At 64.9% G+C, this 26,841-nt stretch carries 29 protein-coding genes and 1 tRNA gene; 26 read left to right on the forward strand and 4 right to left on the reverse strand.

Annotated features, from left to right (window positions below; all coding sequences use genetic code 11):
* The first annotated feature begins 75 nt into the window (after nucleotides 1–75).
* From INR38_RS01965 to hisA, 15 genes are all read left to right on the forward strand, one after another.
* A complete protein-coding gene (locus INR38_RS01965) occupies nucleotides 76–717 on the forward strand; it encodes an ABC transporter substrate-binding protein (protein WP_065345575.1) in 642 nt (213 codons plus the stop codon).
* A 20-nt stretch (nucleotides 718–737) separates the two neighbouring features.
* Nucleotides 738–1,019 carry an STAS domain-containing protein gene (locus INR38_RS01970; RefSeq protein ID WP_097201451.1) on the forward strand — a complete coding sequence of 94 codons (282 nt, stop codon included), beginning with the start codon at nucleotides 738–740 and terminating at the stop codon, nucleotides 1,017–1,019.
* Nucleotides 1,020–1,092: 73 nt separating this feature from the next.
* A complete protein-coding gene (locus INR38_RS01975; protein ID WP_207441741.1) occupies nucleotides 1,093–2,022 on the forward strand; it encodes an ABC transporter ATP-binding protein in 930 nt (309 codons plus the stop codon).
* Entirely contained in the window at nucleotides 2,019–2,774 is a 756-nt protein-coding gene (locus tag INR38_RS01980; RefSeq protein WP_012207327.1) for an ABC transporter permease, read from the forward strand. Before INR38_RS01975 ends, INR38_RS01980 begins: the two co-directional genes overlap by 4 nt.
* A gap of 127 nt (nucleotides 2,775–2,901) precedes the next feature.
* Entirely contained in the window at nucleotides 2,902–3,153 is a 252-nt protein-coding gene (locus INR38_RS01985) for a BolA family protein (protein ID WP_207441744.1), read from the forward strand.
* Nucleotides 3,154–3,249: 96 nt separating this feature from the next.
* A complete protein-coding gene (gene murA, locus INR38_RS01990) occupies nucleotides 3,250–4,518 on the forward strand; it encodes a UDP-N-acetylglucosamine 1-carboxyvinyltransferase (RefSeq protein WP_207441753.1) in 1,269 nt (422 codons plus the stop codon).
* On the forward strand, nucleotides 4,515–5,165 hold the full coding sequence (gene hisG, locus INR38_RS01995) for an ATP phosphoribosyltransferase (RefSeq protein WP_012207324.1): 651 nt from the start codon (nucleotides 4,515–4,517) through the stop codon (nucleotides 5,163–5,165). The genes murA and hisG overlap by 4 nt, the downstream gene beginning before the upstream one ends.
* Nucleotides 5,149–5,820 (forward strand): DUF6348 family protein, encoded by a 672-nt coding sequence (locus INR38_RS02000; RefSeq protein WP_207441756.1) that lies wholly within the window; start codon nucleotides 5,149–5,151, stop codon nucleotides 5,818–5,820. The genes hisG and INR38_RS02000 overlap by 17 nt, the downstream gene beginning before the upstream one ends.
* Before the next feature lie 17 nt (nucleotides 5,821–5,837).
* Nucleotides 5,838–7,154, forward strand: a complete 1,317-nt coding sequence (hisD, locus tag INR38_RS02005) for a histidinol dehydrogenase (RefSeq protein ID WP_013800800.1) — start codon at nucleotides 5,838–5,840, stop codon at nucleotides 7,152–7,154.
* Nucleotides 7,155–7,288: 134 nt separating this feature from the next.
* Nucleotides 7,289–7,537, forward strand: coding sequence for a DUF6364 family protein (locus INR38_RS02010; protein ID WP_043782827.1), 249 nt, complete (start codon nucleotides 7,289–7,291; stop codon nucleotides 7,535–7,537).
* Nucleotides 7,534–7,971, forward strand: coding sequence for a PIN domain-containing protein (locus INR38_RS02015; protein WP_012207320.1), 438 nt, complete (start codon nucleotides 7,534–7,536; stop codon nucleotides 7,969–7,971). The genes INR38_RS02010 and INR38_RS02015 overlap by 4 nt, the downstream gene beginning before the upstream one ends.
* A 53-nt stretch (nucleotides 7,972–8,024) precedes the next feature.
* Nucleotides 8,025–9,149 carry a histidinol-phosphate transaminase gene (gene hisC, locus INR38_RS02020; RefSeq protein WP_207441757.1) on the forward strand — a complete coding sequence of 375 codons (1,125 nt, stop codon included), beginning with the start codon at nucleotides 8,025–8,027 and terminating at the stop codon, nucleotides 9,147–9,149.
* Entirely contained in the window at nucleotides 9,146–9,751 is a 606-nt protein-coding gene (gene hisB, locus INR38_RS02025; protein ID WP_012207318.1) for an imidazoleglycerol-phosphate dehydratase HisB, read from the forward strand. The genes hisC and hisB overlap by 4 nt, the downstream gene beginning before the upstream one ends.
* A gap of 81 nt (nucleotides 9,752–9,832) precedes the next feature.
* Nucleotides 9,833–10,501 (forward strand): imidazole glycerol phosphate synthase subunit HisH, encoded by a 669-nt coding sequence (gene hisH / locus INR38_RS02030; RefSeq protein WP_207441758.1) that lies wholly within the window; start codon nucleotides 9,833–9,835, stop codon nucleotides 10,499–10,501.
* A gap of 61 nt (nucleotides 10,502–10,562) precedes the next feature.
* Entirely contained in the window at nucleotides 10,563–11,303 is a 741-nt protein-coding gene (gene hisA, locus INR38_RS02035; protein ID WP_012207316.1) for a 1-(5-phosphoribosyl)-5-[(5-phosphoribosylamino)methylideneamino]imidazole-4-carboxamide isomerase, read from the forward strand.
* Nucleotides 11,304–11,388: 85 nt separating this feature from the next.
* On the opposite strand, the gene INR38_RS02040 is transcribed toward hisA, so the two are convergent.
* Nucleotides 11,389–12,579, reverse strand: a complete 1,191-nt coding sequence (locus INR38_RS02040) for a spherulation-specific family 4 protein (protein WP_207441759.1) — start codon at nucleotides 12,577–12,579, stop codon at nucleotides 11,389–11,391.
* An 85-nt stretch (nucleotides 12,580–12,664) separates the two neighbouring features.
* Between INR38_RS02040 and INR38_RS02045 the strand changes: the two genes are divergently transcribed.
* Nucleotides 12,665–13,567 carry a D-hexose-6-phosphate mutarotase gene (locus tag INR38_RS02045; RefSeq protein ID WP_207441761.1) on the forward strand — a complete coding sequence of 301 codons (903 nt, stop codon included), beginning with the start codon at nucleotides 12,665–12,667 and terminating at the stop codon, nucleotides 13,565–13,567.
* A 70-nt stretch (nucleotides 13,568–13,637) separates the two neighbouring features.
* On the opposite strand, the gene INR38_RS02050 is transcribed toward INR38_RS02045, so the two are convergent.
* Nucleotides 13,638–14,789: a Do family serine endopeptidase gene (locus tag INR38_RS02050; protein WP_013800805.1), complete on the reverse strand. Its 1,152-nt coding sequence runs from the start codon at nucleotides 14,787–14,789 to the stop codon at nucleotides 13,638–13,640.
* A 298-nt stretch (nucleotides 14,790–15,087) separates the two neighbouring features.
* On the opposite strand from INR38_RS02050, the gene INR38_RS02055 reads away from it, so the two are divergent.
* From INR38_RS02055 to pdxA, 3 genes are all read left to right on the forward strand, one after another.
* Nucleotides 15,088–16,413 carry an MFS transporter gene (locus tag INR38_RS02055; RefSeq protein WP_097201457.1) on the forward strand — a complete coding sequence of 442 codons (1,326 nt, stop codon included), beginning with the start codon at nucleotides 15,088–15,090 and terminating at the stop codon, nucleotides 16,411–16,413.
* A 74-nt stretch (nucleotides 16,414–16,487) separates the two neighbouring features.
* The gene (locus INR38_RS02060; protein WP_065345736.1) at nucleotides 16,488–17,243 is read left to right on the forward strand and encodes a Nif3-like dinuclear metal center hexameric protein; all 756 of its coding nucleotides are present in this window, start codon (nucleotides 16,488–16,490) and stop codon (nucleotides 17,241–17,243) included.
* A gap of 101 nt (nucleotides 17,244–17,344) precedes the next feature.
* Complete coding sequence (pdxA, locus tag INR38_RS02065; protein ID WP_207441763.1) at nucleotides 17,345–18,406, forward strand: 4-hydroxythreonine-4-phosphate dehydrogenase PdxA; 1,062 nt, start codon at nucleotides 17,345–17,347, stop codon at nucleotides 18,404–18,406.
* A 92-nt stretch (nucleotides 18,407–18,498) separates the two neighbouring features.
* Here the strand turns inward: pdxA and mscL are convergent, their stop codons facing one another.
* Nucleotides 18,499–18,927: a large conductance mechanosensitive channel protein MscL gene (gene mscL, locus INR38_RS02070; protein ID WP_012207302.1), complete on the reverse strand. Its 429-nt coding sequence runs from the start codon at nucleotides 18,925–18,927 to the stop codon at nucleotides 18,499–18,501.
* Nucleotides 18,928–19,076: 149 nt separating this feature from the next.
* Between mscL and petA the strand changes: the two genes are divergently transcribed.
* The 6 genes from petA (at nucleotide 19,077) to INR38_RS02100 (ending at nucleotide 23,403) form a co-directional block, all read left to right on the forward strand.
* Nucleotides 19,077–19,673, forward strand: coding sequence for a ubiquinol-cytochrome c reductase iron-sulfur subunit (gene petA, locus INR38_RS02075; protein ID WP_097201459.1), 597 nt, complete (start codon nucleotides 19,077–19,079; stop codon nucleotides 19,671–19,673).
* Between the two features lie 14 nt (nucleotides 19,674–19,687).
* Nucleotides 19,688–21,103: a cytochrome bc complex cytochrome b subunit gene (locus INR38_RS02080; protein WP_013800811.1), complete on the forward strand. Its 1,416-nt coding sequence runs from the start codon at nucleotides 19,688–19,690 to the stop codon at nucleotides 21,101–21,103.
* 17 nt (nucleotides 21,104–21,120) lie between these two features.
* Nucleotides 21,121–21,876, forward strand: a complete 756-nt coding sequence (locus tag INR38_RS02085) for a cytochrome c1 (protein WP_012207299.1) — start codon at nucleotides 21,121–21,123, stop codon at nucleotides 21,874–21,876.
* Nucleotides 21,877–21,979: 103 nt separating this feature from the next.
* Nucleotides 21,980–22,591, forward strand: a complete 612-nt coding sequence (locus tag INR38_RS02090) for a glutathione S-transferase N-terminal domain-containing protein (protein ID WP_012207298.1) — start codon at nucleotides 21,980–21,982, stop codon at nucleotides 22,589–22,591.
* A gap of 101 nt (nucleotides 22,592–22,692) precedes the next feature.
* Nucleotides 22,693–23,229 carry a ClpXP protease specificity-enhancing factor gene (locus INR38_RS02095; RefSeq protein ID WP_207441767.1) on the forward strand — a complete coding sequence of 179 codons (537 nt, stop codon included), beginning with the start codon at nucleotides 22,693–22,695 and terminating at the stop codon, nucleotides 23,227–23,229.
* Nucleotides 23,230–23,327: 98 nt separating this feature from the next.
* Nucleotides 23,328–23,403, forward strand: a tRNA-Thr gene (locus INR38_RS02100).
* A gap of 69 nt (nucleotides 23,404–23,472) precedes the next feature.
* Here INR38_RS02100 and INR38_RS02105 read toward each other — a convergent pair.
* Nucleotides 23,473–23,778 carry a hypothetical protein gene (locus INR38_RS02105; protein ID WP_034396930.1) on the reverse strand — a complete coding sequence of 102 codons (306 nt, stop codon included), beginning with the start codon at nucleotides 23,776–23,778 and terminating at the stop codon, nucleotides 23,473–23,475.
* Between the two features lie 311 nt (nucleotides 23,779–24,089).
* Here INR38_RS02105 and secA point away from each other — a divergent pair, with 311 nt between their 5' ends.
* Complete coding sequence (gene secA / locus INR38_RS02110; protein ID WP_013800813.1) at nucleotides 24,090–26,837, forward strand: preprotein translocase subunit SecA; 2,748 nt, start codon at nucleotides 24,090–24,092, stop codon at nucleotides 26,835–26,837.
* Nucleotides 26,838–26,841: the final 4 nt, after the last annotated feature.

Here is a 26,841-nt window from a genome sequence, read left to right on the forward strand (position 1 = left end):
ACACGGCGCGGCCGGAAAAATGTGCAATATCAACCCGGTCCGGGGCATTGAGGCCCTGCTGGGAAAGGAAGAGTGATGATCAATCGACGTGCCTGGAGCGCTGCCGCGGCAGCCGTGCTGGCCATGGGAACCTGGGGCGCTGCGCTGCCCGTCCACGCGGCCGACGAAACCCCTGATGCGCTGATCAAGCGTGTCTCCACCGACGTGCTGGAAACCATCAAGAAGGACCCCTCGCTGCGCGAGGGCGATGTCTCCAAGGTCAATGCGCTGGTCAATGACAAGGTCATGCCCTATGTGAATTTCCGCCGCATGACCTCGGCTTCGGTGGGCCCGGCCTGGCGCCAGGCCACGCCTGCACAGCGCGAGAAGCTGGAGACCGAGTTCAAGGCCCTGCTGATCCGCACCTATTCGGGCGCGCTGACCCAGGTCAGCAACCAGACCATCAATGTCAAGCCGGTGCGTGCTGCGCCCGGCGACATCGATGTGCTGGTACGCACCGAAGTGCTGGGCCGCGGCGAGCCCGTGCAGCTGGACTACCGCCTTGAAAAGTCCGGCGACGGCTGGAAGATCTACAACCTGAACGTGCTGGGCGTGTGGCTGGTGGAAACCTACCGCAACCAGTTCAGCCAGGAAATCAATGCCCGCGGCATCGACGGCCTGATCGAGACCCTGGCCACGCGCAGCAAGATGCCGGCCACGCCGCCCTCCAAGGGCTGACAGCCGCTGACGCACGCGCCATGTTGCAGCTCCCCCGTGAACTGACCTACCGCCAGGCGCGCAGCTGCCTTGTGCAGCTGCAGCCCCAGGTGCAGGCCTTCAATGGCGCCCAGGTGCGCGTCGATGCCAGCGGCGTCGAGGTCTTCGACTCGGCCGCCCTGGCCGTGCTGCTGGCCTGCCGCCGCACCGCGAAGGCGGCAGACAAGCAATTGGTGGTCGTGGGCCTGCCGCAGGGCCTGCAGTCCATGGCGGCGCTGTACGGCGTCGACGGGCTGCTGACAGACGCATCCTCCCCCTCCTGAGCCGGCGCAGCGCGCCGCTGCAAAGAGCCCTGCAAGGCAGGTTTGGCTGCAAGGGCCTAGAATCGCGCCTCGCATGTCTGCCGTCTCATTCCAATCCATCTCCAAGACCTACCAGACCCCCAAGGGGGCCTTCCAGGCGCTCAACCACGTGAGTCTGGACATCGAGGAGGGCGAGTTCTTCGGCCTGCTCGGTCCCAATGGCGCTGGCAAGACCACGATGATCAGCATCCTGGCCGGCCTGTCGCGCGCCACCAGCGGCCGCGTGCTGGTCCAGGGCAGCGACGTGCATGCCGACTACTCGGCTGCCCGGCGCAAGCTGGGCATCGTGCCGCAGGAGCTGGTCTTCGATCCCTTCTTCAATGTGCGCGAGGCGCTGCGCTTTCAGTCCGGCTATTTCGGCGTCAAGAACAATGACGACTGGATCGACGAGCTGCTGCACAGCCTGGGGCTGACCGACAAGGCCAACTCCAACATGCGCCAGCTGTCCGGCGGCATGAAGCGCCGCGTGCTGGTGGCCCAGGCCCTGGTGCACAAGCCGCCCATCATCGTGCTGGACGAGCCCACGGCCGGCGTGGACGTGGAGCTGCGCCAGACGCTGTGGCATTTCATCGCGCGTCTGAACCGCGAAGGCCATACCGTGCTGCTCACCACCCATTACCTGGAAGAGGCTGAGGCGCTGTGCAGCCGCGTGGCCATGCTCAAGCAGGGCAACATCGTCAAGCTCTCGACCATGTCGGATCTGCTCAAGTCCGCCTCCTCCAACGTGCTGCAGTTCAAGACCGATACCGCCTTGCCGCCGGCCCTGGCCGCGCGGGCACGTGTGACCGGCCGCATCGTGCAGATACCTGCCAACGACGCCAGCGATGTGGAGCGCCTGCTCGCCGCACTGCGCGAGGGCTTCGTCGTCCCCGAGGACGTGGAAATCCGCCGTGCCGATCTGGAGGATGTCTTCATCCACGTGATGAACGAGCAAGGCCAGACCTCGCAGGGAGCCTCGGCATGAACGGCTGGCAGACCCTGCTCAAGAAGGAAGTGCTGCGTTTCTGGAAGGTCAGCTTCCAGACCGTGGCCGCACCCGTGCTCACGGCCGTGCTCTATCTGCTGATCTTCGGCCATGTGCTCGAAGGCCGGGTGCTGGTCTACGACCGCATCAGCTACACGGCCTTCCTGATCCCCGGCCTGGTGATGATGAGCGTGTTGCAGAACGCCTTCGCCAACAGCTCCTCCAGCCTGGTGCAGAGCAAGATCATGGGCTCCATGGTCTTCGTGCTGCTCACGCCGCTGTCGCACTGGGCGTGGTTTGGCGCCTACGTGGGCGCTTCGGTGCTGCGTGGGCTGCTGGTGGGCGTGGGCGTTTTCATCGTCACGCTGTACTTCGCCATTCCCGAATTCACGGCGCCGCTGTGGATTCTGGTCTTCGGCCTGCTGGGCGCGGCGCTGCTGGGCACGCTGGGCGTGATCGCCGGCCTGTGGGCGGACAAGTTCGACCAGATGGCGGCCTTCCAGAACTTCCTGATCATGCCCATGACGTTCCTGTCGGGCGTCTTCTATTCCATCCAGTCGCTGCCGCCTTTTTGGCAAAAAGTCAGCCATCTGAACCCGTTTTTCTACATGATCGACGGTTTCCGCTACGGCTTCTTCGGCCAGAGCGACGTGTCGCCCTGGGTCAGCCTGGCCATCGTAGGCTCGGCCTGGCTGGCGGTGAGCGCCCTGGCCGTGCACCTGCTGCGCATCGGCTACAAGATCCGCGGCTGAGGTTTTTCCACAGGCTGCGGCGGGCGCTGTGCCCGCATTGTTGAATCCACCCATGAACAGGCGGCCGGTGCCCGGCGCCGCCGCCAACCAAGGCCATGCCACGATGCATGGCAGGAAAGCTTCCCCCATGACTGCAGACCAACTCAAGGAACTGATCGCCACCGGCCTGCCTTGCGAACACATTGCGCTGGAAGGTGATGGACGGCACTGGTTTGCCACCATCGTCTCGGCCCAATTCGAGGGCCAGCGACTGCTGCAGCGCCAGCGCCTGATCTACGCCACGCTGGGCCAGCGCATGCACACCGACGAGGTCCATGCCCTGTCCATGAAGACCTATACGCCCGCCGAGTGGGCTGCCCAGGCCGGCGGCCAGGCCTGAGCCAGCGGTCAGGTACTTCAGACTCCTGCTGCACCGGTCGCCACGGCCCGTGCGGCATCTTCTTTTCCCCGATTTCCAGATTCAAGGCTGTCAGCCATGGACAAACTCCTGATTCGCGGTGGCCGAGCGCTGCATGGCGAGGTGACGGTCTCCGGCGCCAAGAATGCCGCCTTGCCCGAGCTGTGCGCCGCGCTGCTGTCGTCCGAGCCCGTCATCCTGCGCAACGTGCCGCGCCTGCAGGACGTGGCCACCATGCTCAAGCTCATCCGCAACATGGGTGTCAGTGCCGAGCACGATGACAGCGGCACCGTGCGCATCAACGCCGGCTCTCTGTCCAACCCCGAGGCACCCTACGAACTGGTCAAGACCATGCGCGCCTCGGTCCTGGCCCTGGGCCCGCTGCTGGCCCGATTCGGCCAGGCCCGCGTGTCGCTGCCCGGCGGCTGCGCCATCGGCTCGCGCCCCGTGGACCAGCACATCAAGGGCCTGCAGGCCATGGGCGCCGAGATCGTGGTCGAGAACGGCTACATGCACGCGTGCCTGCCCGGGCATCTCAAGCGCCTGCAGGGCGCCCGCATCACCACCGACATGGTGACCGTCACGGGCACCGAGAACTTCCTGATGGCCGCCGTGCTGGCCGAAGGCGAGACCGTGCTGGAAAACGCCGCCATGGAGCCCGAGATCGGCGACCTGGCCGAAATGCTCATCAAGATGGGCGCAAGAATCGAAGGCCATGGCACCGGCCGCATCGTCATCCAGGGCGTGGAGCGCCTGAGCGGCTGCGAGCACCAGGTGGTGGCCGACCGCATCGAGGCCGGCACCTTTCTGTGCGCCGTGGCCGCCACGGGCGGCAATGCGCTGCTGCGCAATGGCCGCGCCGACCATCTGGGCGCCGTCATCGACAAGCTCAAGGATGCGGGCGCCGAGGTGTCCGCCGAGGACGGCGGCATTCGCGTGCGCGCGGCCGGCAAGCTCAAGGCCCAGAGCTTTCGCACCACCGAATACCCGGGCTTTCCCACCGACATGCAGGCGCAGTTCATGGCGCTGAACCTGGTGGCCGAAGGCTGCAGCATGGTCACCGAGACCATCTTCGAGAACCGCTTCATGCACGTGGATGAAATGCTGCGCCTGGGCGCGCAGATCACCACCGACGGGCGCGTTGCCACCATCACCGGCAGCCAGTCGCTGTCGGGCGCGGCCGTCATGGCCACCGACCTGCGCGCTTCGGCCAGCCTGGTCATCGCCGGCCTCGTGGCCAAGGGCGAGACCCTGGTCGATCGCATCTATCATCTGGACCGCGGCTACGATCGCATGGAAGACAAGCTGCGCGGCCTGGGTGCCGACATCGAAAGAGTTTCCCAATGACCATCACGATTGCCCTGTCCAAGGGCCGCATCTACGACGAAACCGTGCCGCTGCTGGCCGCTGCCGGCATCTCGGTCAGCGAAGACATTGAAAAGTCGCGCAAGCTGATCTTCGAGACCAACAAGAGCGACGTGCGCGTGGTGCTGGTGCGCGCCTCCGACGTGCCGGTCTATGTGCAGTACGGCGGCGCCGATCTCGGCGTGGCCGGCCTGGACTCGCTGATCGAGCATGGTGCCCAGGGCCTGTACCAGCCCCTGGACCTGAAGATCGCGCGCTGCCGCGTCAGCGTGGCCGTGCGCAACGGCTTCGACTATGCGCTGGCCGTCAAGCAGGGCGCCCGCCTGCGCATCGCCACCAAGTACCCCGAAATCGCGCGCAACTTCTTTGCCACCAAGGGCGTGCACGTGGACATGGTCAAGCTCTACGGCTCCATGGAGCTGGCCCCGCTGACCGGCATGGCCGACGCCATCGTCGACTTGGTGTCCACCGGCAACACGCTCAAGGCCAATGACCTGGTCGAGGTCGAGCCCATCATGGAGATCAGCTCGCGCCTGGTGGTCAACCAGGCGGCGCTCAAGCTCAAGCGCGAGCCGCTGCGCCACATCATCGATGCCTTCGCCGAGGCGGTAAATGGCCCCAGGGGCTGAGCCCGGCGATCCGGCGAAGGAGGCGCTTGCGCTGTGTTTCGCCGCGCATGGCCTGCCCTGCGAGGAATACAACGGCTGGCTGCTGCCTGGCGGCCAGGCACCAGGCGTGCTGGCTGATTGGCGCGGTGCCTACCCCAGCCATCCCCTGGTCGGTTCCCTGGCCGTGGTGGCCCGCCTGCCGGACCGGCGCGAGATCATCGAGAATTTCACGGGCCTGGGTGAAGGCCTGCAGGGAATGCACGACGCATTCGGCCACTTCGCTGTCAGCGACCTGCATGTGATGCTCTCCGCCCTGTGGACGGCTCGCGATGAGGATGCCGTGCCAGCCGAGGCCTGGCAGGCCCATGGCCGACAATGGCAGGCCTATCCGGGCCCCTGGCATCTTCGCAACGATGCCCCGCTGCCCGAAGGCATCACTGAGCGCCTGCGCGCCTTGATCGAGGCCGAGGCGCTGGACAAGGACGAGGACCTGCACTGGTTTCGCTTCTTTGTCGGGCAGAACAATGGTGATTTCACCATTGAAGCGCTCAAGGACAATCAGAAGTGGCCCAGCGCTGAGGCCCTGCTGCGCGACCAGGACTGGCCCCTGCGCGACGGCTACTACGGCGCGCGCCTGTTCTTGATACTGAAGCACGGCTGCGAGACGGCCTGCTAGACCCCAAGGAAACCACAATGGAATATGTAGCTGCCCCTGCCCGCCTGTCGACTGCGGACGCCAACTTCGAACACGATTTTGCGCAGCGCCTGCATTGGTCGGCAGACACGGACGCGGCCATCGAGCAGCGCGTGGCCGACATCCTGGCCGATGTGCAAAAGCGTGGCGATGCGGCCGTGCTGGAGTACACGGCGCGCTTCGACGGATTGCAGGTGGACGGCATGGCAGCGCTGGAGCTGACGCAGGCCGAGCTCAAGGCCGCCTTCGACAGCCTGGGCGACGAGCAGCGCGATGCGCTGACGGCCGCCGCCCAGCGCGTGCGCACCTACCACGAGGCACAAAAGCGCGCCAGCGGCGAAAGCTGGAGCTACCGTGACGCCGATGGCACCTTGCTGGGCCAGAAGGTCACGCCGCTGGACCGCGTGGGCATCTATGTGCCCGGCGGCAAGGCGGCCTATCCGTCCAGCGTGCTGATGAATGCCATTCCCGCCCACGTGGCTGGCGTGCAGGAAATCATCATGGTCGTGCCCACGCCACGCGGCGAGAAGAATGCCCTGGTGCTGGCCGCCGCCTATGTGGCCGGCGTCACGCGCGGCTTCACCATCGGCGGTGCCCAGGCCGTGGCGGCCCTGGCCTACGGCACGGCCACCATCCCGAAGGTGGACAAGATCACCGGCCCCGGCAACGCCTATGTGGCCAGCGCCAAGAAGCGGGTGTTCGGCACCGTGGGCATCGACATGATTGCCGGCCCCAGCGAAATCCTGGTGCTGGCCGACGGCAGCACGCCGCCCGACTGGGTGGCCATGGACCTGTTCAGCCAGGCCGAGCATGACGAGCTGGCGCAAAGCATCCTGCTGTGCCCCGATGCCGACTACATCGCCGCTGTCCAGCGCGAGATCGACCGCCTGCTGCCCGAGATGCCGCGGCGCGCCATCATCGCCAAGAGCCTGAGCGACCGGGGTGCCCTCATCCTCACGCGCGACATGCAGGAGGCCTGCGCCATCAGCAACCGCATCGCGCCCGAGCACCTGGAAGTCTCCAGCAACGATCCCCACCAGTGGGAGCCGCTGCTGCGCCACGCAGGCGCCATCTTCCTGGGGGCCTACACCAGCGAGAGCCTGGGCGACTACTGCGCCGGCCCCAACCACGTGCTGCCCACCAGCGGTACGGCGCGCTTTTCCTCGCCGCTGGGGGTCTATGACTTCCAGAAGCGGTCCAGCCTCATCGAGGTCAGCGAGCAGGGCGCCCAGACCCTGGGTCGCATCGCCTCGGTGCTGGCGCATGGCGAAGGCCTGCAAGGCCATGCGCGTGCGGCCGAAATGCGTTTGAAGTAGACGCTCGCTTCCTGTTGGACGAAGGCGCCGTCACCGAAAGGGGCGGCGCTTTTTGCTGCCTGAACGCTGGATCAGGAGTGTCAAAGATAAACACGAAATCAGTGGAGCACGAATTTCGTGTAGACTTGCGCCCTGTGAAGAACCTCACCATCACCGTCGAAGACAGCGTGCTCGAATGGGCACGCATCGAGGCCGCGCGCCGCGGCACCAGCGTCTCGCGCATGGTGGGCGACTTCATGGCAGAGATGCAGCGCCGCGAGGACGCCTACGAGCGCGCCTACCTGGCCTGGCGCACCGACGAGCGCGGCTGGGACGGCGGCCAGCCGTCATCCGCACAGCCCGCCCAGCGCAGTGCCGCGCTGCGCCGCGAGGGCCAGGCATGAACACCGTCTTCGTCGATACCTCCGTGCTGGTCGCTGCCGAAGACACGGGGCAGGGCGCCTTGCATGCCGCCGTGCTGCAGTGGCTGGACCTGCTGTGGCGCACGCGTAGCGGGCGCACCGGCAGCCAGTCGCTGTGCGAGTTCTATGAACAGGTCACCACGGCCGCCCAGCCTTTGCCGCAGGGCGATGCGCGCGCCGCCATCCGCCGCTACCAGACCTGGACGCCCTGGAAGACCGATGCCGCCACGCTGGAAACCGCCTGGGCGGTGCAATCGCGCCACCAGCTGGCCTTTGGCGATTGCCTGGCCGTGGCCTGCGCCCAGCACAGCGGCTGCGAGCAGATGCTGACCCTGCACCTGCCGCACGGCACCCAGTTTGGCGGCGTCGCCATGGTGCACCCGCTGCACCAGGCGCCGCCGCAGCAGCAGGCCTGAGCGGCTTCGCTGATGGATTTCTTCCCCCACTGACTCGTGAAAGTGTGCATGCCATGACAGCTTCCATTCCGCAGGTTCAGGCCCTGGCCCTGGAGCGCATCCGCGCCGATGTCCGCTCCATGCATGCCTACCATGTGCAGCCCTCGCAAGGCCTGCTCAAGATGGACACGATGGAGAACCCCTTCCGCCTGCCGCCCGAGCTGCAGGCCGCGCTGGGCGAGCGCCTGGGCCGGCTGGAGATCAACCGCTACCCTGGCGAGCGCCAGGAAGTGCTCAAGGACATGCTGGCCCGCTACGCGCAGGCGCCGGCCGGCAGCGCCGTGCTGCTGGGCAATGGCTCGGACGAGATCATCACGCTGCTGGCCCTGGCCTGTGCCCAGCCCCACGCCGAGGGCCGCGCCACCATGCTGGCGCCCATGCCGGGCTTCGTCATGTACCCCATGAGCGCCAGGCTGCAGGGCCTGGACTTTGTGGGCGTCAACCTGACGGCCGACTTCGAGCTGGACGTGCCCGCCATGCGCGCCGCCATTGCCGAGCACCGCCCCGCCATCACCTATATCGCCTATCCCAACAATCCCACGGCCACGCTCTGGGCCGAGGCCGATGTGCAGGCCGTGATCGACGCGGTCGGCGCCATCGGCGGCCTGGTCGTCATGGACGAGGCCTACCAGCCCTTCGCCCGCCGCAGCTGGGCAGAGAACATGCGCGCCGACCCGGCCCGCAACGCCCATGTGCTGCTGATGCGCACGCTCAGCAAGTTCGGCCTGGCTGGCGCGCGCCTGGGCTACCTGATCGGCCCGGCCGCCATCGTCGGCGAGATCGACAAGGTGCGCCCGCCCTACAACATCAGCGTGCTCAACTGCGAGACGGCCATCTTCGCGCTGGAGCACGAGGCGCTGTATGCGCAGCAGGCCGTGGCCATCCGCGCCGAGCGCCAGCCGCTGATCGATGCGCTGGCCACGCTGCCGGGTGTGGAAAAGATCTGGCCATCCGAGGCCAACATGGTCTTGCTGCGCGTGCGCGATGCCGCGCATGCCCAGGCCGAGATGAAGGCCCGGGGCGTGCTGGTGAAGAATGTCTCTGCCATGCACCCGCTGCTGGCCAACTGCCTGCGACTGACCGTGGGCACCCACGAAGAAAACGCCCAGATGCTGGCGGCCCTGAAGGAATCCCTATGAGCAATGCAGCTCCCGCACGCACCGCCGAAGTGCAGCGCAACACCGCCGAGACCCGGATCAAGGTCGCCATCAACCTGGACGGCACGGGCAAGGCCAGCCTGCGCTCGGGCATCGGTTTTCTGGACCACATGCTCGACCAGATCGCGCGCCATGGCCTGATCGACCTCGATATCGACTGCGAGGGCGACCTGCACATCGACGGCCACCACACGGTGGAGGACATCGGCATCACCCTGGGCCAGGCCTTTGCCAAGGCCGTGGGCGACAAGAAGGGCATCCGCCGCTACGGCCATGCCTATGTGCCGCTGGACGAGGCCCTGAGCCGCGTGGTCATCGATTTCTCGGGCCGCCCGGGCCTGCACATGGACGTGAAATTCACGGCCGGCAGCATCGGCCAACTTGACACCCAGCTGGTCTACGAATTCTTCCAGGGCTTCGTCAACCACGCGGGCGTGACCATGCACATCGACAATCTCAAGGGCTTCAACGCCCACCACCAGTGCGAGACCATCTTCAAGGCCTTTGCACGCGCCCTGCGCTTTGCGCTGGAGCATGACGAGCGCATGGCTGGCGTCATCCCCTCGACCAAGGGCGCTCTGTAAAGAGAAGCGATTGACTCCGGTCAGAGCTTGATCTGACCGGGCAATCCAGCCGAAAATCCGACCGAACACGCGCCACACGCTATGAGTTTGACTGACAACACCGTCGCCGTCGTCGATTACGGCATGGGCAATCTGCGCTCGGTTTCACAGGCCGTGCGCACGGCCGCCGCCGACTCCGGCTGGCAGGTCGTGGTCACCGCCGATCCCGAGGTGGTGCTGGCCGCCAACCGGGTCGTGCTGCCGGGCCAGGGCGCCATGCCCGACTGCATGCGCGAACTGCGCGAATCCGGCCTGCAGGACGCCGTGCTGCATGCCGCTGCCAACAAGCCCCTGTTCGGCGTCTGCGTGGGCATGCAGATGCTGCTGGACCACAGCGACGAGGGCGATGTGCCTGGTCTGGGCCTGATCCCCGGCAATGTGCGCAAGTTCGATCTGGCGGGCCGCGTCCAGGCCGACGGCAGCCGCTTCAAGGTGCCGCAAATGGGCTGGAACCGCGTGCATCAGAAGCACAATGCCGGGCAGTCCCACCCGCTGTGGCGTGGAATTCCCGAAGACAGCTTCTACTACTTCGTGCACAGTTTCTACGCCGTGGTGCAGCAGCCCCAGCATTGCGCTGCAGAGGCCGACTACGGCGGGCGCTTTGCCTGCGCCATCGCACGCGATAATATTTTCGCCACCCAGTTTCACCCCGAAAAGAGCGCGGACCAGGGCCTGGCCCTGTTCCGCAACTTTCTGGGCTGGAAGCCCTGAACCCTCTTTCCCTCCCCGCACCGGCCGCTGCATCCCAGGCCTTCATTGCTCGCAAACCATCATGCTGCTCATTCCTGCCATCGACCTCAAGGACGGCCACTGCGTACGCCTCATCCAGGGTGATATGGACCAGTCGACCACGTTCGGCGAAGACCCGGCCATCATCGCCCGCCGCTGGCTCGACGCCGGCGCACGCCGCCTGCATCTGGTGGACCTCAATGGCGCGTTTGCGGGCCAGCCCAAGAATCTGGTGGCCATCAAGGCCATCCTCAAAGAGGTGGACGGCCGGATTCCGGTGCAGCTCGGCGGCGGCATCCGTGACCTGGACACCATCGAGAAATACATAGACGCCGGCATCAGCTACGTGATCATCGGCACCGCTGCCGTGAAGAACCCCGGCTTTCTGCAGGACGCCTGCAGCGCCTTCGGCGGCCATGTGATCGTTGGGCTCGATGCCAAGGACGGCAAGGTGGCCATCGACGGCTGGAGCAAGCTCACGGGCCAGGACGTGCACTCGGTGGCCAAGCGCTTCGAGGACTGGGGCGTGGAGTCCATCATCTACACCGACATCGGCCGCGACGGCATGCTCACGGGCATCAACATCGACGCCACCGTCAATCTCGCCCAATCGCTGAAGATTCCCGTCATCGCCTCGGGCGGCCTGGCGGGCATGGCCGACATCGAAGCGCTGTGCAAGGTCGAGGACGAAGGCATCGAAGGCGTGATCTGCGGCCGCGCCATCTACTCGGGCGACCTTGACTTCGCCGCGGCGCAGGCCCGCGCCGACGAGCTCAGGGCCTGAACGGCCTGCGCCTTCCCTGTATCCGCGGGCGCCTGTGCTTCACAGGCGCCCGCGCTGCATTCAGCGCCAGGGATTCAGGCTTTCTTTACGAGCAGGCGGGCATGGCCTGCCCGGCATTGGCGGCGCGCACGGTCTGCACAAAGGCATCCCAGTAGTTCGGCAGCCCGGCCCAGGGGTTGCCAACGCCGGTGCTGGGCTCGAACTCCAGCTGGGTCACATAGATCCATCCCGCCTGGTAGCGGGCCGAGGCGGCCGACTGCACGGCCGTCTGCATGGCCGCGCAGCCCGACACGTTGTGCACCAGCGAGGCCTGGTGGCTGTTGGGCAACCCGTACAGCCAGTCAAAACTCGTCGTGCGCGGATCATAGGTGGCGTAGGTGGAGCCCTTGCCCTCGAACGTGGTCAGCACATCGGCCACATCGGCATAACCGGCCACGGGCACGAGGCCCGGGTTGCCGATCACGATCAGGTTGGGATTCTTGGCCTTGATGTACTGGTAGATGCTGCGGTAGAAGTCCAGCCGGTTGGTGGTGGCCGCCATCTCGTCAATGAAGAAGCCCTTGACCAGGCCTGCGCCGTAGTGCGTGAAATAGTTGTCGATATTGGCCTGGATGTTGGCCAGCGATCGCGTGCCCGTGCCATAGCTGGAGCTCACATAGCCCACCAGCTGCCCGCCCGCGTTGGCAAAAGCGGTGGCGGCGCGCGTGATGTTCGCGTCCGGGCCACTGAAAATGCCGTTGGCCGGATTCAGGATGGCCGTCATCTGCACGGTCGGATTTGCCTGTGCGCTGGCCGTCAGCGCATTCCAGGCCGTGGCGCCCGAGCCGGTGGGATAGAAATACGTGGGCACCAGCACCCGCAGCGGTGCAGGGGCAGGACGCAGATAGAAGGTCTGGGAAGCGCTGCCCGTGCGGCCTGCCACGGTGGCGCTGGCCTGTACCTGCTGGCGGCCCGGCGTGGCGCCGGTCAGCGAAGCCGTTGCCACGCCGGAGCTGGTCAGCGCCGAGGTGCTGACGCCTGTGGCTGCGCTGAAGCTCACCACGGTTCCATCGGCGGCATTCACGCCATCGGCCAGAACACCTGCGCGCAGGGTCAGTGCCGAGCCTGCAGTCACCACATCCCTGGCGGCAGGGGCCGTCCATTGCACGGTGACCGAGGTCACTCCGGGCTGGCCGGTGCCGCCATCACCCCCATTACCGCCATTGCCGCCGCCAGCGTTGCTGTCACCACCGCCGCCTCCGCCGCAGGAGGCCACCGAGGCGGCCAGGGCGAGCATGCCGAGTCGCAGGACAAGAGGAGAGGGAGCGGGGGAGCGTTGCATGACAGAGGAGGGCTGAGCGGGGGAAAGGCTATATTCAAGCATGAAAGTTACATCTTCCTTTCCCGCAGTAACAGCTTTACCTGCGGCCGCGCAAGCTCCCGGCGCCTGCGCTGATGCATGGCAGGGCCTGCCCGCCATCCGCCTGCGCCTGGCCTGCGGCGATACCGCCCTGGTGGCCTTGCAGGGCGCGCAACTGCTGTCCTGGCAGGCCGGTGGCGAGGAGCAACTGTTCCTGAGCCCTCATGCCGCCCATGACGGCCACACACCCATACGCGGCGGCATTCCGGTCTGCTTTCCCCAATTCAACCAACGCGGCCCACTGGTCAAGCACGGCTTTGCGCGCACCCTGCCGTGGCAGGCTGATGCAGCACAGGCCGAGGTTCTTGCCGGCGATGGCTTGTTCCTGCGGCTCAAGCTCGCCGACACGCCGCAGACGCGCGCCGTCTGGCCGCACTCCTTCGAGACCTGGCTGGAGGTCACGCTGTTGCCCGGCCGGCTTGACGTGGAGCTGGTGGTGCACAACCGGGGAGACACGCCTTTGGCCTTCACTGCCGCCTTGCACAGCTACCTGCGCGTGGCGGACGTGGAGCAATGCCGGCTGCAAGGCCTTGACGGCCTGTCCTACTGGGATGCCGTGGCCGACACCCATCCCACGCAGCAAGGCGACGTGCGCTTTGGCGAAGAGCTCGATCGCGTCTACTCCCGGCCCGGGAAGACCATGGAACTGGCCGTTCCTGCCGGAGGCTTGCGCATCTCGCAGGATGCCGCCTGGAGCGAGACCGTGGTCTGGAACCCCGGCCCTGCGCTGTGTGCCCGCCTGGCCGACATGCCGCCACAAGGGTGGCGGCAGATGCTGTGCGTGGAGGCCGCCGCCATCGATGCGCCCGTGCATGTGGCGCCCGGCGCGCATTGGCGCGCGGCGCAGCGCTTGAACAAGCGGTAGTCCGGCACCCGCTCTTGAACGAAAAAAGCGCCTGTGAACAGGCGCTTTTTTCATGGGTTCGTGAGCCGGGTCAGCGGCGCTGCATGCGTTGTGCCGACTGCGCTGGGCGCAGGCCCGGGGTGATCTGCAGTTCCACTGGGCCTTCGCCCCGGCGCACATCGAATTTCGCGGCCTCGCCGGGTTTGAGCGCGGCCACCGCGGTCAGCAGCTCGGACACATTGCGGATGGGCTTGTCGCCCACTTGCACGATCACATCGCCCGGGCGCATGCCGGCCTGGGCAGCGGGGCCTGCCTGCAGCACGCCGGTGATGATCACGCCGGAGTCGGCCTTCACGCCAAAGGTCTCTGCCAACTCTGGCGACAGTTCATTGGGTTCCACGCCGATCCAGCCGCGCACCACGCGGCCGTCCTTGACGATGCCGTCCAGCACCAGCTTGGCCGTGGATACGGGAATCGCAAAGCCAATGCCCATGCTGCCACCCGAGCGTGAATAGATGGCGGTATTGATGCCCAGCAGATTGCCGCTGGCGTCCACCAGTGCGCCGCCCGAATTGCCGGGGTTGATGGCGGCATCGGTCTGGATGAAGTTCTCGAAGGTGTTGATGCCCAGCTGACTGCGGCCCAGTGCGCTGACGATGCCGCTGGTCACCGTCTGGCCCACGCCGAAGGGGTTGCCGATGGCCAGCACGCGGTCGCCTACGTCGATCTGGTCGGAATTGCCCAGAACGATGACGGGCAGCTTGTCCAGGGCGATCTTGAGCACGGCCAGATCGGTCTCGGGATCGGTGCCGATCACCTGGGCCTTGGCCTGGCGGCTGTCTGTCAGCGTGACCTCGATGTCGTCCGCACCCTCGACCACGTGGTTGTTGGTCAGGATGTAGCCGTCGGTGCTGATGATCACGCCGCTGCCCAGGCCTGCCTGCTCCTGCGTGCCCTGGTCGCCGAAGAAGAACTGAAACCACGGATCGTTGCTGCGCGGATGGCGCACCGCCTTGCTGGTGTTGATGCTCACCACGGCCGGCGCTGCCTTCTTGGCGGCAGGAGCAAAGCTGCCGGGGCTGACTTCTCCGACGGGCGTGGCCGGCGCCTCCAGCAACGCAATGCCGGCATTGCTGCGCACGGCTCCACGGCGCAGCCAGTCCGGCTGCAGGGTGGCGACGACAAAGTAGGCAGCCACCAGGATGGTGACCACCTGCGAAAACAGCAGCCAGGTGCGTTTCATGAAGTGTGGTGTTCTGTGCGGGAGTACAAGGCCTCATTGTGAGGCATGTCGTGTAAGGGCTAGCACCGACACACCGGCCCCCAAAGCCGCGCTCCCCACACAGCTACAGTACAAACCCTAGAATCCCCCGACGACTGCGCCACGCCGCGTTCGCTGTTGCGCCGGCCCACAAGCCGGCCCCAAGAGAGAGCCAAGTCCTCCGATCCCGAAGTCTTGCAGAACGATCTGCCGCTGCACGCTCATCCGTTGCCGTGGTATCCACCGCGCCGTCCTGCTGTTCGATCCCTGGAAAAAAACCATGACTACGCTTGACCAAGCGCAGCCGGGCATGGCCCCTGCTGTTGCGACCGCACGTCCTCTCAACCGACAGGACTACAAGACCCTGGGCCTGTCGGCCCTGGGCGGCACCCTGGAGTTCTACGACTTCGTCGTTTTCGTTTTCTTCGCCAATGTCATCGGCAAGCTGTTCTTCCCGGCCGAGATGCCGGACTGGCTGCGCCAGCTGCAGACGCTGGGCATTTTTGCCGCGGGCTACCTGGCCCGGCCCATCGGCGGCATTCTGATTGCACACTTTGGCGACATCCTGGGCCGCAAGAAGATGTTCACGCTGTCCATCTTCCTGATGGCCGTGCCCACGCTGGTGATCGGCCTGCTTCCCACCTATGCATCCATCGGCATTGCCGCGCCGATTTTGCTGCTGGCCATGCGCGTGCTGCAGGGCGCGGCCATTGGTGGCGAGATGCCGGGCGCCTGGGTCTTCGTGGCCGAGCATGCGCCGGCGCGCCACTATGGCTTTGCCATCGGCTCGCTGACTTCGGGCATCACGGGCGGCATTTTCCTGGGCTCCATCATCGGCGTCTGGCTCAACAGCACCTACAGCGCCGAAGAGATCCACGACTGGGCCTGGCGCATGCCCTTCATCCTGGGCGGCGTGTTCGGCCTGGTGTCGGTCTACCTGCGCAAGTTCCTGCATGAGACCCCCATCTTCCAGGAGCTGATGGCTCGCAAGCAGGCCGACCGCGAACTACCGCTCAAGACCATCGTGCGCGACCACCGCCAGGCCTGCGTGCTGGTGGCGCTGATGACCTGGGTGCTGTCCACGGCCATCGTGGTGGTGGTGCTGTTCACGCCTGCCTATCTGCAGAAGGTCTTCCACATCGACGCGGCCCTGGCCATGAAGGCCAACGCCGTGGCCACGGTGACGCTGACGCTGGGCTGCGTGTTCTGGGGCTGGCTGTCCGACAAGATGGGCACGCGTGTGGCCATGGTCACGGGCTGGCTGGGCATGACGGTGACGGCCTATGTGTTCTATCTGAACCTGCCGGGCACGGCGTCTTCGCTGGTGTGGAGCTATGCGCTGGTGGGCTTTTTCGTGGGCAGCATTGCGCTGCTGCCGGTGGTGGGCGTGCGCGCCTTCCCGGCCGAGGTGCGTTTCACAGGCCTGTCTTTTGCCTACAACATGGCCTATGCGGTGTTCGGCGGCATGACGCCCATGCTGGTGTCCGTGTGGCAGCAGGTGGATGTGATGGCGCCTGCGCACTATGTGGCGGCCATGGGCATCCTGGGCGCGGCCATCGGCTTCTGGCCCCTGGCCTGCCGTGGTTGGCAACCCAAGCGCGGCTGAGCTGGGCAGTGGAATGAAGGGCAGCATGGCTGCCCTTTTTCTTGGGCGCCGCATGGATCGCTGACAATCCTTTCATGAGCACCACGCGACAAGAACTCCTGGCCCACTTCGACGGTTTGCTGCAGCCCGAGCGCTTCAAGGACTACGGTCCCAACGGCCTGCAGGTGGAGGGGCGCGGCGAGATCCGTCGCATCGTCAGCGGGGTGACGGCCAGCCGCGCGCTGATCGAGGCGGCCATCGAGGCGCAGGCCGATGCCATCTTCGTGCACCACGGCCTGTTCTGGCGCGGCATGGATGGCCGCATCACGGGCTGGCTCAAGGAGCGCATCCGCCTGCTGCTGGCCCACGACATCAATCTCTTTGCCTACCACCTGCCGCTGGATGCCCATCCGCAATGGGGCAACAACGCGCAGCTGGGTGTGCAGCTGGGGCTTGAGGGCCAGGCAACGTTTGGCGAGCAGAACCTGGGCTGGATGGCCGCGGCGGAGTTTGCCGACGCGGCGGCGCTGGGCAGGCATGTGGAGCAGGCGCTGGGGCGCACTCCTGTCTGCGTGGGGGGAGAGCGCCCCATTCACCCCATTCGCCGCATTGCATGGTGCACGGGCGGCGCGCAAGGTTTCTTCGAGGCCGCGATTGCCGCTGGGGCGGATGCCTTCATCACGGGCGAGATTTCCGAGCCGCAGGCGCACCTGGCCCGGGAAACGGGCGTGGCCTTTCTGGCGGCAGGCCACCATGCCACGGAGCGCTATGGTGCGCCGGCCCTGGCAGGGCAGGTGGCATTGGAGCTGGGGCTGGAGCACCGTTTCATCGAGATCGACAATCCGGCCTGATGCTGGCCTGTTAGTGGCCCACTATTGGCCCGCCCAGGGGGCGAGGCCTTTTGCTGCAAGCGCGGCGCGAATGACCGGCTTGCTTGATCCGGATACTGAAAATGCCTGATTCCACACAGTCCACGACCTTGATGGCCATCACCCAGGGCGACTCTGCCGGGGTGGGGCCCGAGACCATCGCCAAGGCGTTCATGGACGCGCCCGAGCAGATGCGCGGCTGCTTCGTCGTCGGCGAGTTGCAGACGCTGCGCCGGGCAGCCGCCGTGGCGGCGCGTGCGCGCGATGGCGACAACGCCATTCCCATGCCCGTAGCCGTCATCGAGTCGGCTGAGCAACTGTGGCAGGTGCCGCCTCATTGCATCCCTTTGCTGGAGCTGCCCGGGCTGCCCGGTCCTGCGCCCTGGGGCCAGGTGAGTGCCAGCGCCGGTGACGCGGCTGCGCGTTGCGTGGTCTGGGCCGCGCGGGCTGCCTTGCGCGGCGAAATCGCGGCTCTTGTGACGGCGCCCCTGCACAAGGAGGCGCTGCATGCTGCGGGCGTGGACTTTCCTGGTCATACCGAGCTGCTGCAGGTCGAGGCTGCGCAGCATGCGGGTGTGGGCCTTGACCGCATGCCGGTGCGCATGATGCTGGCCAACGATGAGCTGCGCACGGTGCTGGTCAGCATCCATACCTCGCTGCGCAAGGCAATCGATGCGGTAACGAAGGACAACCTGCTGCAGACCTTGCGCATCACGCATGAGGCCTTGTCGCGCAGCCTGGGCCGCCCGCCGCGGATCGGTGTGGCAGGGCTGAACCCGCATGCGGGCGAGGGCGGCCTGTTCGGCAGCGAGGAGGTGGAGATCATTGCCCCGGCCATCGCCCAGGCGCGCGCCGAGGGCCTGGACGCCCATGGACCTTTTGCGCCCGATACGGTGTTCATGCGCGCCCGCAATGCGCCCGGCCACCCCGGTGAGTTCGACGTGGTGCTGGCCATGTACCACGACCAGGGACTGATTCCCGTGAAGTACCTGGGCGTGGAAAAGGGCGTGAATGTCACATTGGGGCTGCCGCTGGTGCGCACCAGTCCGGACCACGGCACGGCTTTTGATATTGCAGGGCAGGGCCTTGCAGAGGCGAGCAGCCTGATTGAGTCCGTGCGAATGGCGCGCAAATTGGCGGCTTGAATGGCTAGCCCAAGCATCGGGAATCTGCAGTAATGGAAAACGCCCGTGGCAACCATGCCACGGGCGTTTTGATTTGCGTCAAAACACGAATTTCAGCGCTTGAGGCTGTCGCGAATCTCGCGCAGCAGCACGATGTCTTCAGGTGTGACGGGAGCCGGCGCGGGGGCGGCCGGGGCCTCGCGGCGCAGGCGGTTGATCTGCTTGACCATCATGAAAATGATGAAGGCCAGGATGATGAAATTCACCGCCACCGTGATGAAGTTCCCATAGGCAAATACGGGGACACCGGCCTTCTTGAGGGCATCGAGCGTCATCGCTGTTCCGGGGGGCACGCTGCCCAGCACGACGAACAGATTGGAGAAGTCCAGCTTGCCGAAAACCAGGCCAACGACCGGCATGATCAGGTCGTTTACCACGGAATCGACGATTTTGCCAAACGCTCCGCCGATGATGACGCCCACGGCGAGATCTACCACGTTTCCCTTAACTGCGAACTCACGAAATTCCTGCATCATGCCCATGGCTGGCTCCATCTGGAAAGAGTTTGAGATAGCGCAGTATTGCGCGGCTTTGGAGCCTGTCAATGTCGGAGTCGGTATGGAATAACCATACTCGCCCCGCTACAATTTATTGTTGACCCCAACTCAAGCGACGTAGTTCGAGGAACCCCATGAGTGACACTCCAATCGACTCCAGCAAGCGGACGTGGATCATCACGTCGGCGTGTGCTGGCGCGGTGGGCGGCGTGGCGACAGCCGTCCCGTTCGTGAGCACCTTCCAGCCATCCGAGAAGGCCAAGGCCGCAGGGGCTGCAGTGGAGGTCGATATCTCCGCACTCAAGGACGGCGAGAAGCTCACGGTCGAGTGGCGCGGCAAGCCAGTCTGGATCATCAAGCGCACGCCGGAACAGATCAAGGAACTGCCCGAGCTGGACAGCCAGCTGGCCGATCCCCAGTCCAAGCGCCACCCTGAAGAGTTCACGCCGCCCTACGCGATGAATGAAGCCCGCTCGATCAAGCCCGAAGTGCTGGTCGTCGTCGGCATCTGCACGCACCTGGGCTGCTCGCCTTCCGACAAGTTCCAGACCGGCGCGCAGCCTTCGCTGCCCAATGACTGGAAGGGCGGCTTCCTGTGCCCCTGCCATGGCTCGACCTTTGACATGGCTGGCCGTGTCTTCAAGAACAAGCCGGCCCCCGACAACCTGCAGGTGCCACCGCACATGTACCTGTCGGAGACCAAGCTCCTCATCGGTGAAGACAAGGCTTGAGGGAGACAAGAACAATGGCCCACGAATTCAAGGACATCGATCCGAACGCGCCCGCAGGCGCCAAGCTCACGAACTGGTTCGAGAACCGTTTTCCAACGGCTTTCGACGCCTACCGTGTGCACATGTCGGAGTACTACGCTCCGAAGAACTTCAACTTCTGGTACATCTTCGGCTCGCTGGCACTGCTGGTGCTGGTGATCCAGATCGTCACCGGCATCTTCCTGGTGATGCACTACAAGCCGGACGCCGAGAAGGCGTTCGCCTCGGTCGAGTACATCATGCGCGATGTGCCCTGGGGCTGGCTGATCCGCTACATGCACTCCACGGGCGCGTCGGCCTTCTTCGTCGTGGTCTATCTGCACATGTTCCGCGGCCTTCTGTACGGTTCGTACCGCAAGCCGCGTGAACTGGTCTGGATCTTCGGCTGCGCCATCTTCCTGGTGCTGATGGCCGAGGCCTTCATGGGCTACCTGCTGCCCTGGGGCCAGATGTCGTACTGGGGCGCCCAAGTGATCGTGAACCTGTTCTCGGCGATCCCCTTCATCGGCCCTGACCTGGCGCTGCTGATCCGTGGTGACTACGTGGTGGGCGATGCCACGCTCAACCGCTTCTTCAGCTTCCACGTGATCGCCGTGCCCCTGGTGCTGCTGGGCCTGGTCGTGGCTCACTTGCTGGCGCTGCACGACGTGGGCTCCAACAATCCGGACGGCATCGAGATCAAGGGCCCCAACGCGCCCAAGGACGCCAAGGGCCATCCGCTGGACGGCATTCCCTTCCATCCCTACTACACGGTGCACGACATCTTCGGCGTGACGGTGTTCCTGTTCCTGTTCTCGGCCGTTGTGTTCTTCGCGCCCGAGTTCGGCGGCTACTTCCTGGAGTACAACAACTTCATCCCGGCCGATCCGCTGAAGACGCCTTCGCACATTGCGCCGGTCTGGTACTTCACGCCGTTCTACTCGATGCTGCGTGCCATCACCAGCGAGATGATGTATGTGCTGATCGCCTGCGTGTTGCTGGGTGCGGGCTTTGGCGTGCTCAAGTCGCGCCTGCCGGCCGCCGTCAAGGGCGTGGTCGCCATCGTGGCCCTGGGCGTCATCGCCATGATGCTGTCCATCGACGCCAAGTTCTGGGGCGTGCTGGTGATGGGTGGCGCCGTGATCATCCTGTTCGCGCTGCCCTGGCTCGATTGCAGCCCGGTCAAGTCCATCCGCTACCGTCCGAGCTGGCACAAGTACCTCTACGGCATCTTCGTGATCAACTTCGTGATCCTGGCCTATCTCGGTGTGCAGCCGCCTTCGCCCATCGGCGAGCGCGTGTCCCAGGTCGGAACGCTGTTCTACTTCGGCTTCTTCCTGCTGATGCCCTGGTGGAGCCGCCTGGGCAAGACCAAACCCGTTCCCGATCGTGTGACGTTCAAGCCGCACTGAAGCTGGAGAGAACAACAATGAAGAAACTGATTCTCACGTTGATCGCGGCCCTGGGCATCATGACCGGTGCACAGGCTTCCGAAGGCGGCATCGCCTGGGACAAGGCCCCGGGCAAGACCAATGACACGGCATCGCTGCAAAACGGCGCCAAGCTGTTCGTCAACTACTGCCTGAGCTGCCACTCGGCCGCATTCATGCGCTTCAACCGTCTGCAGGACATCGGGCTGACCGAGCAGGAAATCAAGGACAACCTGCTGTTCACCACCGACAAGGTGGGCGAGACCATGAAGGCGGCCATCAACCCGAAGGAAGCCAAGGAGTGGTTCGGAGCCAATCCGCCGGATCTGACGGTGATCGCGCGCTCGCGCGCAGGCCACAACGGCACGGGCGCCGACTACCTCTACACCTTCCTGCGCACCTTCTACCGCGATGACACCAAGGCCACAGGCTGGAACAACCTGGCCTTCCCCAGCGTGGGCATGCCCCATGCACTGTGGCAACTGCAGGGCGAGCGCCGTGCCATCTTCGAAGAAGCCGAAGAGCACGGCGTGAAGACCCAGGTTTTCAAGGGGTGGGAGCAGGTCTCTCCCGGCTCCATGAGCCCAGTGCAGTACGATCAGGCAGTTGGCGATCTGGTGAACTACCTGCAATGGATGGGTGAGCCGGCACAGAACAGCCGCATCCGCATTGGCGTGGGCGTGCTGCTTTTCCTGGCGGTCTTCATCTTCATTGCATGGCGCCTCAACGCCGCGTTCTGGAAAGACGTCAAATAAAACCGTGACTGCAGAAGGTCGTGCAAGCGATTGCACGGCTGAACTGTGTGCAGAGTGGGCGCCGCGAGCGACCCACTCTTTTTGATTTTTAGGAGCCTCCACCATGATGGTGCTTTATTCGGGAACGACCTGCCCCTTTTCACACCGTTGCCGTTTCGTCCTGTTCGAAAAAGGCATGGACTTCGAGATCCGCGATGTGGACCTGTTCAGCAAGCCTGAAGACATCAGCGTGATGAACCCGTACGGCCAGGTGCCCATCCTGGTCGAGCGTGACCTGATCCTGTACGAATCGAACATCATCAACGAGTACATCGACGAGCGCTTCCCGCATCCCCAACTGATGCCCGGCGACCCGGTGGACCGCGCCCGCGTTCGCCTGTTCCTGCTGAACTTCGAGAAGGAACTGTTCGTGCACGTGAGCACGCTCGAGGAGCGCAACGTCAAGGGCAACGAAAAGGCCATCGAAAAGGCGCGCGCCCACATCCGCGACCGCCTGACGCAACTGGCTCCCGTGTTCCTCAAGAACAAGTACATGTTGGGCGAGAACTTCTCCATGCTGGACGTGGCCATTGCCCCGCTGCTGTGGCGCCTGGACTACTACGGCATCGAGGTGTCCAAGAACGCTGCCCCGCTGCTCAAGTACGCCGAGCGCATCTTCTCGCGCCCTGCCTACATCGAAGCGCTGACGCCTTCCGAGAAGGTGATGCGCAAGTAATTCGCATCGGTTGACAACTGATTGCGCGGGCAGGGAAGGCGGTCAACCGGTCGCCATCCTGCCCGTTTTCGTATTACGACCACTCTTTTCCTGGGATCGTCATGACTGCCCCCGAAGCAACTTCCACCCGCCCCTACCTGATCCGGGCCCTGTACGAGTGGTGCACCGACAACGGCTTCACACCCCACATCGCAGTGCGCGTGGACCGCAACGTGCAGGTGCCGCGCGAGTTTGTGCGCGACGGCGAGATCGTGCTCAACGTCAGCTACGACGCCACCAGCGGCCTGCAGATGGGCAATGACTTCATCAGCTTCACGGCCCGCTTCGGCGGCAAGCCACGCGAAATCATGGTGCCTGTCGAGCAGGTGATGGCCATCTACGCACGGGAGACCGGCCAAGGCATGGCTTTCCCGGCGCCGGAGTCGGATGCCGACAACGACAACGACAACGAAGTTTCGGTCGAGCAGGAATCCGATGAGCCCGTGTCGCAGGACGCAGTTGCCGAAGTGCCGGCCGAGCCAGCTGCCGACGAACGTGTGGTGCAATTGGTGAGTATCCAGAACGAGGGTGATGATGAAGAGCCCCCGCGCACGCCGCCGCCCTCGGGCACGCGGCCCTCGCTGAAGCTGGTGAAGTAGGTTTTTCGTATCCCGGGCCTGCGATCACGCGCGCAAGCGTGTTCGCAGACGCCGGGAACGGCTGAAGCAGTCTTTTTCTGCGCTAGAATTCGTGCTTCGCCGGTTTAGCTCAGTTGGTAGAGCACCCGCCTTGTAAGCGGTAGGTCGTCAGTTCGAATCCGACAACCGGCACCAAAAGGTCTCCTTCGGAGGCCTTTTTTCATTGCCTTCTTCATTTCCGGCCGCGTTTGTTTCAGCGGCCGATCAGGCCTGCACTTTGAGCCGGATCTCGGTCACATCCCATCCCTTGGTGCGCAGGTGGGCGGCCATGGCGGGCAGCAACTGGCGGATCTTGGCGGCGGCCGCATTGTTTCGCACCAGCAGGCACCAGGTGCTGCCCTCGATGGGGCCTGCCTGCAGGCTGGCGCGCAGCAGCGGCGGCACCAGGGGCAGGATGGCCGTCAGGCGATTGCTGGAGTCCCGGGTGAGCTGTGCGAGCCGCGCCAGCGTGGGCGAGTTCTCGACGGCGTGCAGGGCGGTGACGGCGTGGTGGCGGCGTGTGAAGGTCATGGGCTTGAAGGGCTGGACTGGCAGCGTTGGCATGCGCCGGCCCGGAGGGTCGTTATAGCAGCATCTGCGGGGTGGCGCGGGTCCGGGGATTCGGGTTCGGGGCTGTGCGGCTGCATGCGTCGGCCTGCCTGAAAGAGGGTTGGACAGAGGCAGTTAGAATCAATTGTTCGGTTCTCGCTTCGGCCCGGTCGCATGTGTTCTTCAGAAGAGCACTTGCAGGCAGGTGGAGCGGCCCCATCTGAAATCCAACAATCTAGGGATTCCAGGCACACCGCAGTCCGCTTCAGCGGGCGGCGGTGTGTCTTTTTCGCATGGCCACCAACTTCCTCACCAAACTATTCGGCAGCCGAAACGATCGGCTTCTCAAGCAATACCGCAAGACGGTTGTTCGCATCAATGCGATGGAGCCCGACTACGAGAAGCTCAGCGACGAGGCTCTGCGTGCAAAGACGCAGGAGTTCAAGGAACGTGTGGCCAAGGGCGAGTCGCTGGACGACCTGCTGCCCGAAGCCTTCGCCGTGGTGCGCGAGGGCTCCAAGCGCGTCATGAAGATGCGCCACTTCGACGTTCAGCTGCTGGGCGGCATGGCGCTGCACTACGGCAAGATCGCCGAAATGCGCACCGGCGAAGGCAAGACGCTGACCGCCACGCTGCCGGTCTACCTGAACGCACTGTCGGGCAATGGCGTGCACGTGGTGACCGTGAACGACTATCTGGCCAATCGCGATGCGACCTGGATGGCCAAGCTGTACAACTTCCTCGGACTGTCGGTGGGCATCAACCTGCCCAATATGCCGCGCGAGGAAAAGCAGGCCGCCTACAACAGCGACATCACCTACGGCACGAACAACGAATACGGCTTCGACTACCTGCGCGACAACATGGTCTACGAGTCGGGCGACCGCGTTCAGCGCGTGCTCAACTACGCCATCGTCGACGAGGTGGACTCCATCCTGATCGATGAGGCCCGCACGCCGTTGATCATCAGCGGCCAGGCCGAAGACCACACGGCCATGTACGTGGCCATGAACAAGATCGTTCCCAACCTGGTGCGCCAGGAAGGCGAAGCCGACCCGCGCACCGGCGAAGGCGTGACCAAGCCCGGCGACTTCACCGTGGACGAGAAGAGCCACCAGGTGTTCCTGACCGACCAGGGCTACGAGGCTGCAGAGCGCCTGCTGGGCCACGCCGGCATGATTGCCGAGGGCGCCTCGCTGTACGACCCGGCCAACATCACCCTGGTCCACCATCTCTACGCGGCGCTGCGTGCCAACAACCTCTACCACCGTGACCAGCACTATGTGGTGCAGAACGGCGAGATCGTCATCGTTGACGAGTTCACGGGCCGCCTGATGGCAGGCCGGCGCTGGAGCGATGGCCTGCACCAGGCGGTCGAGGCCAAGGAAGGCGTGACCATCCAGGCCGAGAACCAGACCATGGCCTCGATCACCTTCCAGAACTACTTCCGTCTCTACGGCAAGCTGGCTGGCATGACGGGCACGGCCGACACCGAGGCCTACGAATTCCAGGAAATCTATGGTCTCGAGACCATGGTGATTCCGCCCAACCGTCCCAGCAAGCGCGACGACCAGCTCGACCGTGTCTACAAGACCACGCGCGAGAAGTACGAGGCGGCGATCCGCGATATCCGTGAATGCCATGAGCGCGGCCAGCCCGTGCTGGTGGGCACGACTTCGATTGAGAACTCCGAAATCATCGACGAGCTGCTCAACAAGGAAAACCTGCCCCACCAGGTGCTCAACGCCAAGCAGCACGAGCGCGAGGCCGACATCGTGGCCCAGGCCGGCCGTCCCGGCATGATCACCATCGCCACCAACATGGCCGGCCGCGGCACCGACATCGTGTTGGGCGGCAACATCGAAAAGCAGGTGGCTGCTGTCGAGGCCGATGAATCCCTGTCCGAAGCCGAACGCCAGCAGCGCATCGAACAAATGCGCGCCGACTGGAAGATCGAGCACGACAAGGTCTCGGCCCTGGGTGGCCTGCGCATCATCGCCACCGAGCGCCATGAATCTCGCCGTATCGACAACCAGCTGCGTGGCCGTTCGGGCCGCCAGGGCGATCCCGGCTCCTCGCGCTTTTACCTGAGCCTGGACGATGCGCTGATGCGCATCTTCGCGGGCGACCGTGTGCGCGCCATCATGGACCGCCTGAAGATGCCCGATGGCGAAGCCATCGAAGCCGGCATCGTGACCCGCTCCATCGAAGGCGCTCAGCGCAAGGTCGAGGCCCGCAACTTCGACATCCGCAAGCAGCTGCTTGAATACGACGACGTGTCCAACGACCAGCGCAAGGTGATCTACCAGCAGCGCAACGAGATACTCGACGCCTCGGACCTGTACGAGATGATCACGGTGATGCGCGACGACGTGGTGTCCGATCTGGTGCGCCAGTACGTTCCTGCCGAGTCCATGGAAGAGCAGTGGGACCTGGCCGGTCTGGAAAAGGCGCTGGAAAGCGAATGGCGCATCCAGCTGCCGCTGCAGTCGCAGGTGCAGTCCGCGCACGCCATCACCGACGAGGAAATCCTCGAAAAGGTGCTGCAGGCCGCCCGCGAAGTGTTCGATGCCAAGGTCGAGCTGATCGGCCGCGAGAACTTCACGCAATTCCAGCGCGCCGTTCTGCTGCAAAGCTTCGACACCAACTGGCGTGACCACCTGTCTGCACTCGACTATCTGCGCCAGGGCATCCACCTGCGCGGCTATGCGCAAAAGCAGCCCAAGCAGGAATACAAGCGCGAGGCCTTCGAGCTGTTCCGCCAGCTCATCGACCAGGTCAAGACCGAAGTCACGCGCGTGCTGATGACCGTGCAGGTGCAGTCGCGCGAACAGGTGGAGCAGGCCACCGAGGCCCTGGAGCAGCGCAGCGCCCACAGCCTGGAGCACATGACCTATGGCGCTCCGTCGGATGGCGATATCGGCGGCTCCGTCGAAGACGAACCACTGGAGCTGCCCGAAGGCGCTCGCGTGGGCCGCAATGATCCCTGCCCCTGCGGCAGCGGCAAGAAGTACAAGCAGTGCCACGGCAAGCTGTCGTGATGCG

The sequence above is a fragment of the Delftia sp. SD018 genome, from assembly GCF_017355445.1.
GTDB lineage: Bacteria > Pseudomonadota > Gammaproteobacteria > Burkholderiales > Burkholderiaceae_C > Comamonas > Comamonas acidovorans.